The sequence below is a fragment of the Geminicoccus flavidas genome (assembly GCF_009806515.1).
Taxonomy (GTDB): domain Bacteria; phylum Pseudomonadota; class Alphaproteobacteria; order Geminicoccales; family Geminicoccaceae; genus Geminicoccus; species Geminicoccus flavidus.
Map to the genome: position 1 here is coordinate 1 of NZ_WUJP01000242.1, position 659 is coordinate 659.

Annotated in this window: 1 protein-coding gene and 1 pseudogene; both read left to right on the top strand. The window is 66.0% G+C overall.

The features are described from left to right. Window positions 1-228 (top strand): annotated as a pseudogene (locus tag EQG76_RS06785) (MFS transporter); the annotation flags it as partial. A gap of 108 nt (window positions 229-336) precedes the next feature. After that, window positions 337-659 (top strand): hypothetical protein (locus tag EQG76_RS06790; protein WP_159711799.1); only part of this gene is annotated, 323 nt, incomplete at its 3' end.

The following is a 659-nucleotide window of genomic DNA, read 5'->3' on the forward strand; positions in this document are numbered from 1 at the left end:
GTGGCCTCGACCCTGGAAGCGATGAGCGGCCGGATGGGCGACCTGCTCGGCACCGACCCCGACCAGGCGGCACTGCGCACGCTGGTCAACATGGCCGAGCGCGAAGCCAGCGTGCTCACTTATGCCGACTGCTTTCTACTGATGTCGGCGGTGTTCTTCCTGGCGCTCCTGCTGATGCCGCTGGTGCACAAGCCGAAGGCCGCAGGGGCTTCGGCAGACGCGCACTGACGGAACATCCACAAGTAGTGCTGCGGATCACAGACAAGCTCAAGTATCGCATCTAATGAATTCGACGCCGGATCCGTTCCGGCCAATCGACATTCAGAGGATGCCAAGATGAGTACTCGACCGAGCTCATGTCGAACCCGCACGCCCGCACGGCTGGCGGCGGCGGTGCTGGCCGCGGCGCTGGCGCTGCCTGCGGCTGCTCAGGCCGATCCGTGCGGGCCGCTCATGAACGACCTGGTCGCCTGGGTGAACGCCCGCCCCGGCAACACGGTCGCGTTTAACTGGGCGATGAACTATCAGGCGAACGGCCGCTGGACGGTGAACTACGGCACCGGCTCGCTCGGCAAGGGCCGGATGGTCGTGATGCCCGGCAGCGTCCGGCCGCCATTCGGACCCAGCATCAACCTGCGCTTCTCGTCCCTGTCCGGCCA